This window comes from Frigoribacterium sp. NPDC087798 (assembly GCF_044742985.1).
In the GTDB taxonomy this organism is placed as follows: Bacteria; Actinomycetota; Actinomycetes; order Actinomycetales; family Microbacteriaceae; genus Frigoribacterium.
The window spans coordinates 815,496-830,555 of sequence record NZ_JBIUVP010000001.1; the positions used below are offsets into that span (position 1 = coordinate 815,496).

Sequence of the window (15,060 nt, forward strand, 5' to 3'; positions counted from 1 at the left end):
GCCGGGGGCGGGTGCCGGTGACGCCCTCGTATAGTGGGAGCGCACTCGCGGGGCCCACCGGCCCGCACCACCGTCCTTGGGAGTACCCACCGTGCCTGTTTCCACGTCGAGCGTCGTCTCGGTCGTCATCGTCAATTTCCGCGGGACGGACGACACCCTCGAGTGCGTCGCCCGCCTCACCGAGGTGGATTGGCCGACCGACCAGCTCGAGATCGTCGTGGTCGAGAACGGTTCGGGCGACGACAGCCGCCAGCGTCTCGAGGCCGAGCTCGGTGGCCACGCCAACGTCAAGATCGTCGTCTCGAAGGACAACCTCGGGTTCACCGGTGGCAGCAACCTCGGCGCCAAGAAGGCCAAGGGCGAGTTCGTGGCGTTCCTGAACAACGATGCCAAGCCCCACCCCGGATGGATCCGTGAGGCGCTCGACCAGTTCAACGTCAGTCCTCGGGTCGCGGCAGTCGGCAGCAAGGTCCTGGACTGGGACGGCAAGGCCATCGACTTCGTCCAGGGCAGCCTCACCTGGTTCGGCATGGGTTACAAGGACCGCGTCACCGAGGTCGACGACGGCCAGTTCGACACCCCGAAAGACCTGCTCTTCGGCACGGGCTCCGCCTTGTTCGTGCGCAAGTCCGTCTTCGAGCAGGTCGGTGGCTTCGACGAGAAGCTGTTCATGTTCTACGACGACGTCGACCTCGGCTGGCGACTGAACATCCTGGGCTACCGGGTCCGATTCGCACCGCAGTCGATCGTCTTCCACAAGCACCACGGCTCGATGAAGAGCTTCGGCGAGCACCGAGAGATGTACCTGCTCGAGCGCAACGCCCTGATGCTGCTCTTCAAGAACCTCTCGGACGAGAGCCTTGCGAAGTTCCTGCCCGGTGCCCTCGCGTTGCTCGCCCGCCGCGCCGTGGCCAAGAGCGGCCTCGACTCCGAGATGTTCGACATCCGCCGCTTCGTCGGGGCGGCCGACGAGTTCGACCCCGAGACCCCCGTGTCGAAGGACACCATGGCGGGCCTCTTCGCACTCGACCAGTTCGTCGCCGAGCTGCCCGATCTGCAGGCCGCGCGAGACGACCTGCAGGCACGCCGGACCAAGACCGACGGAGAAGTCTTCCGGCTCTTCGGCGACATCTTCAAGCCGCTCTTCGGCGACCCCTACTACCTCGAGGGTTTCCGCTCCATCGTCGACGCCTTCGACATCCGCGAGCACACCCAGCGGACGAAGGTGCTCGTCATCACGGGTGATGCCATCGGCGACAAGATGGCCGGGCCGGCCATGCGGGCCTGGAAGATCAGCGAGGCCCTCTCCGAGCACAGCGACGTCCGGCTCCTCACCTGGAACGTCGCGGCCCGCAAGTCCGACCTCTTCGAGGTGGATCGCGTCCGCCTCCAGAACGAGCACGAGATGAAGGCGCACGAAGAGTGGGCCGACGTCATCGTCTTCCAGGGCCACGCCCTGCACCACTTCACGACCCTCAAGAGGTCGAAGAAGATCATGGTCGCGGACCTCTACGACCCGATGCACCTCGAACAGCTCGAACAGGGCCGAGAGTGGGGCCTCGCGCAGTGGAAGAACCAGGTCGCCTCGGCCACCGACGTCCTCAACGAGCAGCTGCTCCGAGCCGACTTCTTCCTCTGCGCCTCCGAGCGTCAGCGTCTCTTCTGGCTCGGGCAGCTGGCCGGCCTCGGGCGCATCAACCCCGAGAACTACGCGGCTGACGAAAACCTCGAGAAGCTCATCGCGATCGCCCCGTTCGGCATGGACTCCACTCCCCCTGCGCACACGCGCAAGGCCATCCGGGGCGTCGTCCCGGGCATCGGCGAAGACGACAAGGTCGTCATCTGGGGCGGCGGGATCTACAACTGGTTCGACACGCTCACCCTGATCCGTGCCATCGCCCTGCTCGCCGAACGGCGCCCGGACGTCCGCCTGTTCTTCCTCGGGGTGGCCCACCCCAACCCCGACGTGCCCGAGATGGCCATCGTCGCGCGGACCCGCCAGCTCGCCGCCGAGCTGGGAGTCGCCGGCAAGAACGTGTTCTTCAACGAGCAGTGGGTCGCCCTCGACGACCGCGCCAACTACCTGCTCGAGGCCGACGCCGGCGTCAGCACGCACTACGACCACATCGAGACGACGTTCTCCTTCCGGACGCGCATCCTCGACTACATGTGGGCGAACCTGCCCATCGTCACGACCCGGGGTGACAGCTTCGGCGATCTCGTCGGCGCCGAGGGGATGGGTGTGGCCGTCCCCGAGCGTGACGTCGAAGCACTCGCCGACGCGCTCGAGTCCGTTCTCTACGATCCCGAGGTGACGGCGGCGACCCGGGACGCGGTGTCCCGGGTTCGCGAGGACTTCACCTGGGAGAAAGCGCTCTCCCCGCTCGTGGAGTTCTGCCGTGACCCGCACGTCGCACCGGACCGTGCCCTCGAGAGCACGGCGGTCACGACCGTCAAGGCGCTGCGCGGCAAGGTCGCCAGGTCGAGCGAGGAGAAGTTCCACGAGATCGCCAACCGCCGTCACGGCGTCGCGCGCGACATCGCGCTCGCCCGCCACTACGTGACCGACGGAGGCGGCATCGAGGTGCTGCGCAGCAAGGTGCAGAACCGTCTGGCGACCATGCGCGCCAGCAAGTACGGCAAGTAGGCTCCCGCCCTCCCGTGAACCGGTCCGCCTCAGCCGACCGGGGTATAGTGCTTCAGTTTTGACCACGAAGGGGTCCACGCCCATGACCACCACGACACCGAGCAGTACGTCGGGCGAGCGCTTCGAGCGCCTCGCGAAAGAGCCCATGGTCGTCGCGGGCCAGCCGTCGAAGGTCTTCGGCGGCACCTTCGGCATCGTGCGTGAGATCTACTCGCACCGGCAGCTCCTCGACCTGCTGATCCGACGCGACCTCAAGTCGCGCTACAAGGACAGCGCGCTGGGGTTCCTCTGGACCCTCATCCGCCCCATCACCCAGCTGATCATCTACTACGTCGTCCTCGGGCAGATCCTCGGCGCCGCGCGCAACATCCCCGAATTCGCGGTCTACATCTTCTCTGGCCTCACGATCTACGGCTTGTTCAGTGAGATCATCGCGGGCTCGACGTCGTCGATCGTCAGCAACGGTGGCCTGATCAAGAAGGTCTACACGCCTCGAGAGATCTACCCCCTGGCGAGCATCGGCTCGGCCCTGTTCAACTTCGGCATCCAGATGGTCGTACTGATCGGGGCCACGATCGTCACGGGCAGCTTCCCGGCGCACCTCGACATCCTGTACTTCTTCCCGTCGGTGCTCCTCATCCTGATCTATGGCACGGCGTTCGGACTCCTGCTCGCCGCCTTGAACGTCTACCTGCGCGACATGCAGTACCTGGTCGAGGTGTTGTTGATGCTCGCGATGTGGGCATCGCCCATCGTCTACGCCTGGACGATGGTCTCGAACGCCCTGACGGGTGGCCGTGAATGGCTGCTCGGTCTCTACACCGACAATCCGATCACCCTCGCGGTGCTCGGATTCCACCGTGCCTTCTGGATCGCCGGCGACGACTCGTCGTACCCGGCCGACCTGTTGCTGCGCATGGGCGTCGCCGCCTTGATCGGGCTGGTGCTCGTGTACGCGTTCCACCGCGTCTTCGCCCGCCTGCAGGGCAACTTCGCCCAAGAGCTCTAGACCCGAACGGACGTCCCGCACCCATGAGCACCGATCAGTTGTCGACCCCTCTGGCCTCACCCGATTCCCCCGCCGGCTCGCCCACCGTGGTGTCGATCGAGAACGTGTCGAAGAAGTTCGTCATCCGCAAGGACAACTCGCTGAAAGAGCGTCTCGTCACCCTCGGACGCGCCGGTCGTCGGCACAGCGAGGAGTTCTGGGCGTTGAAGGACGTCTCGCTCGAGATCCCCGCCGGCAGCACCATCGGTCTCCTCGGCCCCAACGGCTCCGGCAAGAGCACCCTGCTGAAAGCCATCGGCGGCATCATCGAGCCCACGTCCGGGTCGATCAAACGTCGTGGTCGACTCGCCGCCCTGCTCGAGTTGGGCGCCGGCTTCCACCCCGACCTGACCGGCCGGGAGAACGTCTTCCTGAACGCCTCCATCCTGGGTCTCAGCCAGGCCGAGACCGAGGACCGCTTCGACGACATCCTCGCCTTCTCGGGCATCGGCGACTTCATCGACACCCAGGTCAAGTTCTATTCGTCCGGCATGTACGTGCGGCTCGCCTTCGCGGTCGCCATCCACACCGATCCCGACGTCCTGCTCGTCGACGAGGTGCTGGCCGTCGGTGACGAAGCCTTCCAACGCAAATGCCTCGACAAGATCCGCGAGTTCCAGCGACAGGGCCGCACGATCATCCTCGTCAGCCACTCGCTCGGGCAGGTGCAAGAGCTCTGCGACCGGGCGGTCGTCCTCTCCCGAGGCGAGGTCAAGTTCGCCGGGTCGGCAGCGGACGCGGTCAAGAACTTCCGCGACATCCTCGAGGGTCGGCGAATCGCCGAGGCAGAAGCCGCCGAACCCGAGGTCGAGGCGGCTCCCGGCCGCGTCACCGCGACCGAGGTCTTCGTCGAGGGACGCGCCGCCGGCGAAGAGCTTCAGCCCGGAGACACCCTCGTGGTCCGCATGCACTACAGTCACAGCACGCCCCTGCCGACGTGGCATTCGGGGTTCAAGATCGAGACGAACCTGGGCACGCAGGTCTACGGAACCGACAGTCGTCGGATGGGTCTCCGACACGCCCCCCTCGACGGGACGGCCAGCGTCGAGTACCGCCTCGACGACATCCAGTTCGGAGGCGGGCCCTACTTCGTCCACAGCTTCCTCGCCGCGGCCGACGGGTCACACATCGCCATCCAGCGTCAGGCCGCGCGGTTCGTCATGGCCGACGACGAGTACGCGGCCGGTGTCGTCCGCATCCCGGCCACCGTCCGAGAGCTCGAATCCTGAGCGGACGCGGCCCGGGGACGGTCCTGCTCGACGCGACGTCCATCCCTCCGACCAAGGGCGGCGTCGCGCGATACATCGCCGGGCTCCTGACGGGTCTCGGCGAGACGGGAACGGTCGTCACGGTCGTGGTCAAGCCCGACGATCTCGACTGGCTCCGCGAGCAGGCACCGACCCACCGCTACGTCGTGGCGCCGTCGCTGGTGTCCCGTCGGCCGATGCGGCTCGCCTGGGAACAGATCGCCCTCCCGGTCCTGGCCCACCGCCTCGGCGTCCAGACCCTCCACTCGCCCCACTACACGTTCCCGATTGTCCTCAGCCGACGCACGGTGGTCACCCTGCACGACGCGACCTTCTTCGGCAGCCCCGGCGACCACTCCACGGGCAAGCGGCGTTTCTTCTCCGTGTGGACGAAGGCTGCTCGACGTTGGGCACGAGCGGTCGTCGTGCCCAGCGCCAGCACGGCGGCCGAACTCGACCGTCACGTCGGCCCGTCGAGGGCACCCGTCGTCGTCGCGCACCACGGGGTCGACCGGGCGGTCTTCCACGCTCCGTCGACCGACCAGGTCCGGGCGTTCGCCGAGGTGAACGGGCTGACGACCGACCCGGGGTGGATCGCCTTCCTCGGGACGGTGGAACCCCGCAAGAGCGTGCCGTCCCTCATCGAGGCCCACCGCCTCCTCGGGCCCGACGCTCCTCCGCTCCTCGTCGCCGGTGGTCTGGGCTGGGACGCGGACGCCGCGCGGACCTTGACCGAGGCGGGCAACCGTCCCGGAGCAGCGCTCCGGCACCTCGGCTACCTCCCCCTCGACGACCTCTCCGCCTTCCTGGGCGGGGCGAGCGTCGTGGCGTACCCCAGCACGGGCGAAGGGTTCGGGTTGCCCGTGCTCGAGGCGATGGCTACGGGCGCCGCCGTCCTGACGACGCGGTCGACGGCTCTGCCCGAGGTCGGTGGCGACGCCGTCGCCTACGCCGAGGCGACCGTCACCTCGCTCAGGACGGCGTTGTCGGCGTTGCTCTCCTCACCCGACGAGCGGTCCCGCCTCGGTGCCCTGGCACGAGAACGTGCCACACTCTTCACCTGGGCGCGGTGCGCGCTCGCGCACGACGAGGCCTACACGACACCATGACCACCCCCACCCGTTCCGACGAGCCCACCGTGGCGATCGTCACGGTCAGCTACAACTCCGGCCGCTACCTGAGCGCTTTCCTCGCGTCGACCGAGTCCGCCTCGGCGGAGCCGACCCGTCTGGTCGTCGCCGACAACGCGTCGAACGACGTCGACGCGGCCCGGACGACGACCGAGGGCGCCGGTGGTCGTTTCGTCGAGGTCGGGGCGAATCGCGGCTACGGCACGGCGGTCAACCGGGCCGTCACCCACCTGCCGAGTTCGGTCCACCACGTCCTGATCTCGAATCCCGACGTCGTCCTCGCCCCCGGCGTCGTCGACGTCCTGCTCGACACCCTCCGCTCCGGCGACGACATCGCCGCGGTCGGCCCGGCGATCGTCGAAGCCGACGGTGAGCCCTACCCCTCCGCTCGACAGATCCCCTCGTTGCGAACGGGCCTCGGTCACGCGCTGTTCGCGAACCTCTGGCCGACGAACCCCTGGTCTCGCTCGTACCGGCGCGAAGGCGAGCACGAGGCCCGGCGCGACACCGGCTGGCTCTCCGGTGCCTGCCTACTCGTGCGTCGCGACGTGTTCGACGAGTTGGGAGGGTTCGACGAGCGCTACTTCATGTACTTCGAAGACGTCGACCTGGGCTATCGCATCGGCCTCTCCGGCCGCCGGAGCGTCTACGAGCCCGCCGCCACCGTCGTCCACGTCGGCGCCCACTCGACGCGCGAGTCGTCGGACGCGATGCGACGTGAGCACCACCGCAGCGCCTACCGTTTCCTCGCGTCGAAGTACCGCGCGTGGTACCTCTGGCCCGTCCGCGCCGCACTCCGCGTCGCTCTCGAGGCTCGCTTCCGGCTCGGCGGGCTCCCCCGCCGGGCGTCCACCCCGAACCCGACGGGAAAACGATGACGCTGGCAGTCACCGCCATGGTCCGCGACGAGGCGGACATCATCCGCCGATGGGTCGATTACCACGTGGCTCAGGGCGTCGACGTGATCATCGTCACCGACAACGCCTCGACCGACGGCACCACAGAGATCCTCACCGAATTCGAGGCCGCAGGAACGATCGTCCTGCACCACGACCCCGAGCACCGGAAACAACAGGGTGCCGTCGTGACGCGCATGGCCCGAGAAGCCGCGACCGTCCACGGTGCCGACTGGGTCGTCAACGCCGACGCCGACGAGTTCCTGATCCCCCGGGACCGCTCGCTGCGGTTGGCCGACGTGTTCGCGCGACTCGACACCGGCCTGGGCTCGTTCTCGGTGCCGGTCGTCAACATGGTCGGGCCCGTCGCGCTCGACGGTCCCGGCATCGACCGGCTCGTGTGGCGTGACGAACGCACCAACGACGAACTCCGGGCGGTCGGCGTGCTCGCCCAGCCGACCACCAACGCGGTCCACGTCGCCGACGCCGACGTCACCGTCGCACAGGGCAACCACGTGGTGAGCATCGCCAGCACAGGTGCACCTGCGCAGGGGCTCGAACTCGAGGTGCTCCACCTTCCGTGGCGCTCCTGGACGCAGTTCCGGCGCAAGGTCGAGAGCGCAGGACTCGGGTACCTCGCCAGCCCTCATCTGACCCCCAGTCCCAATCACCACGGCATGCGCGACTACCGTCGCCTGCTCGACGGCACGCTCCTGTCCTACTACGCCGCCCGGCACGTGACGGATGCCGAGGCCGCCGAGGGTCCGTTCCGCCTCGATCGCTCGCTCGTCGAGTTCCTCGCGGTGGTGCCGCCCTCCGGCCCCTACCCGCCCGACGTCCCGTTCACCGAGCCGGTCGACCGGTACCTCGGCGGGCTCGGCCGTTCGCTCGTCGGCCGCGACGAACAGATCTCCCGGCAGGAGGCGCGGCTCGACCAGGCCGCGCAGGCCCTGTCGGACGCCGATGACGAGGCCGCTCGACTCCGTCGACACGCCGCCGGGTTGGAGGACGAGCTCGCTCGCACGCGTGCGGAGGTCGAGGCGATGAAGAACCGCCGGATCGTCAAGCTCGTCGACGGAGTCCGCGAACGAACCCGACGCACGAGATGAACCGTCGGTTCCGCCGCGCGTCCCGAGCGGTCGCCCGGATGCTGCGCGTCGAGCGCGTCTACGACCGTGGCCTCCGATCCGCACGCGTGGCGGCCGAACGACGACGAGACAGCCGTTGGCAGGCCGTCATCGGCGAGTTCCTGCAAACGGGCGTCTCGGTGTCGAGCAGTGGCGCCTGGGGCCGCCCCGACTCGGCCGGCATCCCGATGGTCATGTGCCTGTGGAACCGACCGGACCGGCTGCCTCACGTGCTCGACATGCTAGCGGCACTCGACGCCGAGCGTCCGGTCCGCCTCCTCCTGTGGAACAACAACGCGGCCGACGCGGCTCGCTACGCAGAAGCCGTCCGTGGCGCCGCGACCGGGAGCCTGGTCAGCGTGGATCTGGTCCAGAGCCCGGTGAACATCGGCGGTCTCGCCCGCTTCGTCGCCGCCCGTCTGTTGTGGAACGCCGGGTACCGCGGACCGGTCGTGATGTTGGACGACGACCAGGACGTCTCATCCCGTTTCGTCACGGATCTCCTGGCGGACTACGAGTCCCGATCCGTGGTCTCCTGGTGGGCCTTCAGTCAGCACGGATCGTACTGGGCCCGCGCCGAGATCGCTCCGGGCTCCCCCGCCGACCACGCCGGCACGGGCGGCACGGTGTACGACTGCGAACTGGTGTCGGACGACGCGTTCTTCGCTCGCCTCCCCCGCCGGTTCGCGTTCCTCGAGGATCAGTGGATGTCGTTCTTCGCACACGCCAAGGGCTGGCGTGTCGTCAAGGCGCGTACCGACATCAGCCTCGTGTCCGAGGAGTTGAACCAGTACCACGCCCTCAAACCCTTGAAGGACGTCTTCTACCATTTCCAACGACAGGTGGGACCGGCCTACGTCGTGGGCAGCGTCCGTCGGTCCGGCTGGGGCGACGGTCGGCTCCGGTCAGGTGGAGCGGCTCCGTCTCGAGCCAGCTGAGGCGTGAGGCCGGCCACACGACGACCGACGACACGAGACCGACCGGAACCCTCCGGTCGGTCTCGTGTCGTCGGTGGTCGGCGAGCCGACGTCAGTCGGCGAGGAGCTTCTGCAAGTAGAGACCGTATCCGCTCTTGGCGAGCGGAGCAGCCAACGCGGCCAGGTGCTCGTCGTCGATCCACCCGTTGCGCCAGGCGATCTCCTCGATGCAGCCGATCTTGTGACCCTGGCGATCCTCGATCACCCTGACGTATTCGGACGCCTGCATCATCGACTCGAAGGTGCCGGTGTCGAGCCACGCGGTGCCGCGGTCGAGGACCTGTACCTGCAGTTCGCCGGCCTCGAGGTAACGCTCGTTGACGGTCGAGATCTCGAGCTCTCCCCGAGCACTCGGCTCGATGGTCTTCGCGATCCCGACGACGGCGTTGTCGTAGAAGTAGAGACCGGGGACGGCGAAGTTGCTCTTCGGTGCCAGGGGCTTCTCCTCGATGGAGACGGCCTTGAACGCCTCGTCGAACTCGACGACCCCATAGGCCTTGGGATCGGCGACGTGGTAGGCGAAGATCGTCGCGCCCTGGACGTCGGCGTTCTTCTTGAGGTTCGAGCCGAGTCCGACGCCGTGGAAGATGTTGTCGCCGAGGACCAGGGCGACGCTGTCGTCGCCGATGAAGTCCTCGCCGATGACGAATGCCTGGGCCAGGCCGTCGGGCGATGGCTGAACGGCGTACTCGATGGTCATGCCCAGCTGCGACCCGTCGCCGAGCAGTGCCCGGAACTGGTCGTTGTACTCGGGCGTGGTGATGACGAGCACCTCGTGGATGCCTGCCATCATCAGGGTCGACAAGGGGTAGTAGACCATCGGCTTGTCGTAGATGGGCATGAGCTGCTTGGAGATGCCCTTGGTGATCGGCCAGAGACGCGTGCCGGACCCGCCGGCGAGGATGATGCCCTTCATGTCATTCGCCCTCTCCGGCGGCGTGTGCCGCATCCAAGGACGCATAGTAGGCGCGCATGTCGTCCCACGTCGGCAGGAGCCCCGCGACCGCCGCCTCGGCCAGCGTCGGCGCAGAGGTGTCCTTCGGTGAGAGCAGGGGCTCACCGGCACCCTCGGGGAAGACGAGGCCGATCTCGGGGTCGAGGGGGTCGATCCCGTGTTCGCGCTCGGCGTGGAACGTGTCGGAGACCAGGTAGCTGACCGTCGCATCGTCGGTCAGCGCGACGAACGCGTGCCCCAGGCCCTCGGACAGGTAGATGGCGCGCCGGTCGACGTCGTCGAGGAGCACGGAGTCCCATTGGCCGTAGGTGGCGGAGCCCACCCGGATGTCGATCACGTAGTCGAGGACCGCACCATGCGTCGCGGTGACGTACTTGGCCTGGCCGAGCGGGACGTCGGCGAAGTGGATGCCTCGGACGACACCGCGCTTCGAGACGGAGGTGTTGGCTTGACGAAGCTGGACGGGGTGCCCGACCACCTCGGCGAGCTTGTCGAAGCGGTACCACTCGAGGAAGACGCCCCGGTCGTCACCGAACTGCTTCGGGGTGATCTCGTAGCTGTCTGGGATCTTCAGTTCGCGGATCTGCACCGGGGCAGCTTACCAAGAGCCGGCGCGGGGCACGGAAGCGCCGATCGCGGCTCGCGCACTGCAGCCCCGGTCACCGCCGCGAGTAGTCCGCGTTGGTCTTGAGCTCGGAGCGTGGGATGGACAACGACGCGAGGATGTCGTAGAACCCCTGGCCGTTGATGTCTCGTGGTGCCATGCCGACGGCACGCAGGGCAGTGACCGTCGACTCGGTGGTCACGTGCCGCAGCATGCGTGGCGCCACGACGCAGACGTAGCCCCGGCCGACCTCGGGCAGGTTGTCGTAGCAGTGCAGGACGAGCATGTTTTCTCCTAGAGGTCAGGGACGCCAGTAGTCGGCGTTGGTCGTGAGCGCAGAACGTGGGATGGACATCGCGTCGAGCAAGCCCTCGAAGTCTCGTCGGGAGACCACGTCGAAGTAGGGGATGCCGACGGCTCGGACGGCGTTCACCTGCCCGATCGTGGTGAAGTGACGCAAGGACCGCATGCCCAGGAGAGCCGTGTAGCTCGTCCCGACCCCGGGCATGGACTCCGGGACGCGGACCGCGACGAGCCCGGACGTGTCGCGGACCGCCGATGCAGGACCCGGGTACGCCGCCACGTAGTCGAAGTGCCAGGCCTCGGGCCGGGAGAACGTGTTGCCCGTCGGCGCCCAGCCGTATCGCCCGCAGTTCGCGTCCATCCACCGCTTCGCCGACGACCCCGCCGCGTCGACCCCGGCGCCGAAGTCGCAGGAGATGCCCCAACCGTGGTTCGAGGTGCCCGGATAGGCGGCCAGGTTGCCGGTGCCCGCCTGGTAGCGGTTCCAGTAGTCGACCTGACGGTCGTACGAGCGGTAGCCCTCGGTGATCTGCAGGGGACGGCCGACGGCCGCCTGGAAGGCGAGGCCCATCGCGAAGTACTGCCGAGCGGCGTCGTCCCGCAGGAAGCCCGATCCGCCGACCGACGCGGGCACGGGGACCAGGAGGCCCGACGGGATGCGGCCGTTGGCCTGGCCTCCCCACGCCTGGGTCGCGGCCTGCGCGAGAGCCGACTCGATCGTCTGGACGCCGTCGGACGTCTCGCCGAGCGTCGTGGCGGCCCGACCGGACTGGGTCGAGAGCAGTCCCGAGGCACCCGCACCGGCGACGGCCGCGAGGCTCAGGAGCCCCCGGCGGCCGAGGACGGGGCCCAGGTCACGTGCCGAGGGCACAGAGGTATCAGGGCGCATGGAACGACGTTTGCACGCCGGCCTGCCATCGGTCTACCCCCAGAGGCAGGGGGCACGTCCGCGTCGAGGGTCTCCGGACCACTCGGTCAGCCGTCCCCGTCGGCTAAGATCGACCGACTCTTCCGCGACCGACCTGCAAGGAACACCTGTGAAAATCCTCGTCACCGGCGGAGCCGGCTTCATCGGCTCCAACTTCGTCCGCCGCACGCTCGAAGACGCCTACCCGGGCCTCGAAGGGGCCGAGGTCGTCGTCCTCGACGCGCTAACCTACTCGGGCAACGAGGCCAACCTGGTGAGTGTCGCCGACTCCCCCCGTTACACGTTCGTCAAGGGCGACATCCGTGACGGCGCCCTGCTCGACACGCTCTTCCCCGAGGTCGACGCCGTCGTCCACTTCGCCGCAGAATCCCACGTCGACCGCTCGGTCCGCGACGCCTCGATCTTCGTCGAGACGAACGTGCTGGGAACGCAGCAGCTGCTCGACGCCGCCCTGCGCAACGACCTGAAGCGCTTCGTGCACGTCTCGACCGACGAGGTCTACGGCTCCATCGCCGAGGGCTCCTGGGCCGAGGACCGTCCGCTCGAACCCAACTCGCCCTACTCCGCCTCGAAGGCGGGAAGCGACCTGCTCGCCCGCAGCTACCACCGCACGCACGGCCTCAACGTCTCCATCACGCGCTGCAGCAACAACTACGGCCCGTACCACTTCCCCGAGAAGGTCATCCCGCTCTTCGTCACGAACCTGATCGACGACGTCCACGTGCCGCTCTACGGCGAGGGCAACAACATCCGCGACTGGCTGCACGTCGACGACCACACCCGTGGCATCGCCATGGTGCTCGTCGGTGGTCGCCCCGGAGAGATCTACAACATCGGCGGCGGCACCGAGCTCACCAACAAAGAACTCACCGAGATGCTGCTCGAGGCGACCGGCAAGGACTGGTCCTACGTCGACCGCGTCCAGGACCGTCTGGGCCACGACCTGAGGTACTCCGTCGACATCTCGAAGATCCGCGACGAGCTCGGCTACGAGCCCCAGGTGCCCTTCGAGAAGGGTCTCGCCGACGTCGTCCAGTGGTACCGCGACAACCGCGAGTGGTGGCAGCCGCTCAAAGAGCGCGCCGCCCTCTGATGGCCGCCGCCCAGAACTCCAAGTACCTCGTCACCGGGGCCCGCGGCATGCTCGGCACCGACCTGCTCGAAGCGCTCTTCGGGCGAGACGTCACGGTCCTCGGCCGCGCCGACCTCGACGTGACCGACCGGGATGCCGTCTTCGCCGCCGTCCAGGGACACGACGTCGTCATCAACGCCGCCGCGTACACCGCCGTGGACGCGGCCGAGACCGACGAAGAAACCGCATTGGCCGTCAACGGCACCGCCGCCGGTCTGCTGGCCGAGGCGACGGCATCCGTCGGGGCGAAGCTCGTCCAGGTCTCGACCGACTACGTCTTCGACGGCGACGCCGCATCGCCCTATGCCGAGGACGCCACGATCGCGCCGGTCAGCGCCTACGGCCGCACCAAGGCCGAGGGAGAGAAGCTCGCCCTCGCCGCCAACCCGGAGGGCACCTTCATCGTGCGCACGGCGTGGCTGTACGGTGCCCACGGGGGCAACTTCGCGAAGACGATGGTCAAGCTCGCGGGATCGCACGACACCGTCAAGGTCGTCGACGACCAACTCGGCCAGCCGACCTGGACGGCCGACCTCGCGGCCCAGATCGTCGCGCTGCTCGACTCCGACGCTCCGGCCGGCGTGTACCACGGCACCAACTCCGGCAGTACGAGCTGGTTCGAGTTCGCCCGGGCCGTCTTCGACGAAGCCGGACTCGATCCGGCCAGGGTCCTGCCGACGGACAGCTCCACCTTCGTCCGTCCCGCACCGAGACCGAGCTACAGCGTCCTCGGCCACGACGCATGGGCACGGGCCGGCTTGACGCCCATGCGTCCGTGGAGAGAAGCGCTGGCCGAGGCCGCGAGCAGGGGAGTGTTGCAGACCGATGACCACGCTGCGAGTAGTCGTTGACCAGATCCTGGCTCCCATCCCCGGAGGCATCGGGCGCTACACGGAAGAGTTGACCCGAGCCCTCGTCGAGACGGCCCCCCGCGGCTGCGACGTCGAGGGTGTCGTGGCGGCCCACCCACAGGCCGACTACGACCGGTTGACGGATCTGCTCCCGGGGCTGTCCCGTGTCGCCAAGTCGCCACTCGGTCGCCGTGAGTTGTCGCTGGCGTGGCAGGGCGGCGTCGTCGGCCTTCCCGGCCGGGGGATGGTCCACGCGACCAGCCTGCTCGCTCCCCTCTACCGTCACGACCGCGCACTCGACCCGGGAACGCAGACCGTCGTCACGATCCACGACACGGTGCCGTGGACCCACCCCGAGACCCTCACCCCTCGTGGCGTCCGCTGGCACAAGGCGATGACCAAGCGGGCCTTCAAGCACGCCGACGGCGTCGTCGTACCGACGCACAGCGTCGCTCGCGAGCTCTCCGAGCTGTTCCCCTTCGGCGACCGCCTGCGCGTCATCGGCGGCGCCGTGAGCCCCAAGCTCGCCGTCCCCGCGGACGCCGACGAGGTCGCCGATGCCCTGGACCTTCCCGAACGGTACGCCCTCAGCGTCGGCACCCTCGAACCGCGCAAGGGCCTCGAGCCCCTCATCCGGGCCCTCGCACACCCCGACGCCCCCGACCTGCCTCTGCTGATCGTCGGCCCCGAGGGATGGGGAGACCTGAAGGTGGCCGACCTGGTCGCCGCGGCAGGGCTCCCCGCCGACAAGGTCCGCACGATGGGCTTCGTGTCGGACGAGCAGCTCGCCGTCCTGTTGCAGCGCGCGTCCGTCTTCGTGTTCCCCAGTCTCGCCGAGGGGTTCGGGCTGCCCGTCGTCGAGGCGTTCAGCCTGGGCACGCCCACCATCGTCTCGGATGCCCCCGCCCTCCTCGAGGTCGCAGCGGACGCGGCCGTCAGCGTGCCGCGGGAAGACTCCGCCGGGTACCCGGAGCGTCTCGCCCAGGCCATGTTCCAGGTCGTCTCCGACGTCGAACTGTCGACCCGTCTCGGCATCGCCGGGATCGACCGAGCGCGCGCCTTCAGCTGGCGGGACTCGGCCGACAAGGTGTGGCAGCTGCACGCCGACCTCTGAGGAACCCTGAGGCGAGGGTCACGACGCGCGTGACCCGCGGGGCAGCGGGGCGCCTCCTCACCCGGTCGGCTTCCGCCGATCGGCTTCGACGCCCGGCCTGA

At 68.4% G+C, this 15,060-nt stretch carries 14 protein-coding genes; 10 read left to right on the forward strand and 4 right to left on the reverse strand.

What is annotated here, in order from left to right; genetic code table 11:
• Positions 1-91: 91 nt before the first annotated feature.
• The 7 genes from ACIOSR_RS03785 (at position 92) to ACIOSR_RS03815 (ending at position 9,033) form a co-directional block, all read left to right on the forward strand.
• Entirely contained in the window at positions 92-2,647 is a 2,556-nt protein-coding gene (locus ACIOSR_RS03785) for a glycosyltransferase (protein WP_056046341.1), read from the forward strand.
• An 82-nt stretch (positions 2,648-2,729) separates the two neighbouring features.
• On the forward strand, positions 2,730-3,656 hold the full coding sequence (locus ACIOSR_RS03790) for an ABC transporter permease (RefSeq protein WP_192123173.1): 927 nt from the start codon (positions 2,730-2,732) through the stop codon (positions 3,654-3,656).
• A 23-nt stretch (positions 3,657-3,679) separates the two neighbouring features.
• Positions 3,680-4,924 (forward strand): ABC transporter ATP-binding protein, encoded by a 1,245-nt coding sequence (locus ACIOSR_RS03795; protein ID WP_402751866.1) that lies wholly within the window; start codon positions 3,680-3,682, stop codon positions 4,922-4,924.
• Between the two features lie 41 nt (positions 4,925-4,965).
• The gene (locus ACIOSR_RS03800) at positions 4,966-6,051 is read left to right on the forward strand and encodes a glycosyltransferase family 4 protein (RefSeq protein ID WP_402752201.1); all 1,086 of its coding nucleotides are present in this window, start codon (positions 4,966-4,968) and stop codon (positions 6,049-6,051) included.
• Positions 6,048-6,950: a glycosyltransferase family 2 protein gene (locus ACIOSR_RS03805; RefSeq protein WP_192123171.1), complete on the forward strand. Its 903-nt coding sequence runs from the start codon at positions 6,048-6,050 to the stop codon at positions 6,948-6,950. The genes ACIOSR_RS03800 and ACIOSR_RS03805 overlap by 4 nt, the downstream gene beginning before the upstream one ends.
• Positions 6,947-8,077, forward strand: a complete 1,131-nt coding sequence (locus ACIOSR_RS03810) for a glycosyltransferase family 2 protein (protein ID WP_402751867.1) — start codon at positions 6,947-6,949, stop codon at positions 8,075-8,077. The genes ACIOSR_RS03805 and ACIOSR_RS03810 overlap by 4 nt, the downstream gene beginning before the upstream one ends.
• Entirely contained in the window at positions 8,074-9,033 is a 960-nt protein-coding gene (locus ACIOSR_RS03815; RefSeq protein WP_402751868.1) for a hypothetical protein, read from the forward strand. Before ACIOSR_RS03810 ends, ACIOSR_RS03815 begins: the two co-directional genes overlap by 4 nt.
• 91 nt (positions 9,034-9,124) lie before the next feature.
• Here ACIOSR_RS03815 and rfbA read toward each other — a convergent pair whose 3' ends face one another.
• The 4 genes from rfbA to ACIOSR_RS03835 form a co-directional block, all read right to left on the reverse strand.
• Positions 9,125-9,988 carry a glucose-1-phosphate thymidylyltransferase RfbA gene (rfbA, locus tag ACIOSR_RS03820; protein ID WP_056046351.1) on the reverse strand — a complete coding sequence of 288 codons (864 nt, stop codon included), beginning with the start codon at positions 9,986-9,988 and terminating at the stop codon, positions 9,125-9,127.
• Position 9,989: 1 nt separating this feature from the next.
• Positions 9,990-10,616: a dTDP-4-dehydrorhamnose 3,5-epimerase family protein gene (locus ACIOSR_RS03825; protein WP_056046354.1), complete on the reverse strand. Its 627-nt coding sequence runs from the start codon at positions 10,614-10,616 to the stop codon at positions 9,990-9,992.
• A 70-nt stretch (positions 10,617-10,686) separates the two neighbouring features.
• Positions 10,687-10,917 carry a hypothetical protein gene (locus ACIOSR_RS03830; RefSeq protein WP_056046357.1) on the reverse strand — a complete coding sequence of 77 codons (231 nt, stop codon included), beginning with the start codon at positions 10,915-10,917 and terminating at the stop codon, positions 10,687-10,689.
• A 15-nt stretch (positions 10,918-10,932) separates the two neighbouring features.
• Entirely contained in the window at positions 10,933-11,823 is an 891-nt protein-coding gene (locus ACIOSR_RS03835; RefSeq protein WP_402751869.1) for a D-alanyl-D-alanine carboxypeptidase family protein, read from the reverse strand.
• Between the two features lie 148 nt (positions 11,824-11,971).
• On the opposite strand from ACIOSR_RS03835, the gene rfbB reads away from it, so the two are divergent.
• Genes rfbB through ACIOSR_RS03850 form a run of 3 tightly spaced genes read left to right on the forward strand, consistent with a single transcriptional unit; the run spans position 11,972 to position 14,959 of the window.
• Positions 11,972-12,955, forward strand: a complete 984-nt coding sequence (gene rfbB, locus ACIOSR_RS03840; protein ID WP_402751870.1) for a dTDP-glucose 4,6-dehydratase — start codon at positions 11,972-11,974, stop codon at positions 12,953-12,955.
• A complete protein-coding gene (gene rfbD, locus ACIOSR_RS03845; RefSeq protein WP_056046364.1) occupies positions 12,955-13,845 on the forward strand; it encodes a dTDP-4-dehydrorhamnose reductase in 891 nt (296 codons plus the stop codon). The genes rfbB and rfbD overlap by 1 nt, the downstream gene beginning before the upstream one ends.
• Complete coding sequence (locus ACIOSR_RS03850; RefSeq protein WP_402751871.1) at positions 13,820-14,959, forward strand: glycosyltransferase family 4 protein; 1,140 nt, start codon at positions 13,820-13,822, stop codon at positions 14,957-14,959. The genes rfbD and ACIOSR_RS03850 overlap by 26 nt, the downstream gene beginning before the upstream one ends.
• The last annotated feature ends 101 nt before the right edge of the window (positions 14,960-15,060 follow it).